Here is a 1387-nt window from a genome sequence, read left to right as displayed (position 1 = left end):
TCCTGCAGGGCCTGCTCCGGCCCCGAGGCGGGGTCGGGCCAGTGCTCGGCCAGCGGCAGCGGCGCGGCGGCGCCGCGGCGGCGGCAATGGTCGATCGCCAGGTTGCTGGCGATGCGGTGCAGCCAGGTGGCGAAGCGCGCCCGCTCCGGATCGAACTGCCCGGCCTTCTGCCAGGCGCGCAGCAGCGCCTCCTGCGCCACATCCTCCGCCTCGGCGGCGCTGCCGGTGATGCGGTGGGCCAGGCCGTAGAGCCGCGGCAGGTGCCGCCCCGCCAGCGCGCCGAAGGCCAGCCGGTCGCCAGCGGCGGCCCAGGCGATCAGCGTCTCGTCGCTGGCGGCCTCCCGGTCGCGTGCCAGGGCGGGCGGCAGGGCGCCATCGGCGGCGGCGCGCGGCGCCGGGGCGGGCCGCAGCCGGGCAAGGGGGGAGAGGGCGCGGGGCAGGGTCATCATCCGGTCTCGTGCCCCCTGATACGCAGCCGGGCGGCGAAACCCACATGGTTTTTTTGCGCCGCACCGCTTCTGGACAAGGGATGAAACTTCCGTGAGGCTCTGTCCCCCGCCCGCGCCCGGTGCGATGGCGGGCGCGGTGCGCGGCGGGGGAGGCCGCGCGCTCCGAGGGGACAGGCGATCAGGCGATGAGGTGGCGGCCAGCCGAAGGCCCAGCCCAGGGCGCGAACCCTGGACGCGCCCGGGAGCAGGTCCCGGGGCGAAGCCCGCCGGCGGCGCGCCCGCTGCGGCTGCTGCTGGCGGCCGTCCTGCTGCTGCCGCCGCTGCTGCTGGTGGCGCTGGCCTGGCAGGCCTGGCAGCAGAGCTGGCGCGAGGCGGAGACCGAGGTGTCGCGCTCGGCCGAGGCGGCGGCGGAATACGCGCTGCGCCTGCTGGAGGGGCACACGCTGCGGGCGCAGCGCGCCAACGACATGCTGCGCGGCCTGTCGGATGGCACCATCCGCGCCGAGCAGACCCTGATCAGCGCCCAGCTCAGCACGCTGGTCGCCGAGGCCGGGGGCGAGGCGGTGCTGAACATCTTCGTCTTCGACGCCGAGGGCTATCCGGTGGTCAGCGCCGCGGTGCCCTCCGTCCCGGTCCGCCAGAGCTTCGCCGACCGGCCCTTCAACCAGATGCTGCGGGCCCCCGACGCGCCGCCCACGGCGGTGAGCGGCCCCTATCGCGGCCGCATCGACGGGGCCGATTTCTTCGCGGTGACGCTGCGGCGCGAGGGCACCGGCAATGACCGGCCGCCAGGCACCTATCAGGGCATCATCAACATCTCGGCCCGCATCCAGGAGACGGCGGGGCGGCTGCGCCGGCTGCTGAAGAGCCCCTCCGACAGCCTGGCGCTGCTGCTGCCCGGCGGCGCCGTGCTGGCCGCGACCGTGGCGGATGGCGCG

Annotated in this window: 2 protein-coding genes; one reads left to right on the top strand and one right to left on the bottom strand. The window is 76.2% G+C overall.

Annotated features, from left to right (window positions below; all coding sequences use genetic code 11):
* A partial coding sequence (locus HMPREF0731_RS19445; RefSeq protein WP_157136253.1) for a sigma-70 family RNA polymerase sigma factor occupies positions 1-446 on the bottom strand: 446 nt, incomplete at its 3' end.
* A gap of 188 nt (positions 447-634) precedes the next feature.
* On the opposite strand from HMPREF0731_RS19445, the gene HMPREF0731_RS19440 reads away from it, so the two are divergent.
* On the top strand, positions 635-1387 hold a 753-nt coding region (locus tag HMPREF0731_RS19440), incomplete at its 3' end, for a PDC sensor domain-containing protein (protein ID WP_040614107.1).

Source organism: Pseudoroseomonas cervicalis ATCC 49957 (genome assembly GCF_000164635.1).
GTDB lineage: Bacteria > Pseudomonadota > Alphaproteobacteria > Acetobacterales > Acetobacteraceae > Pseudoroseomonas > Pseudoroseomonas cervicalis.
This window is presented reverse-complemented; position numbering and strand designations above follow the sequence as displayed.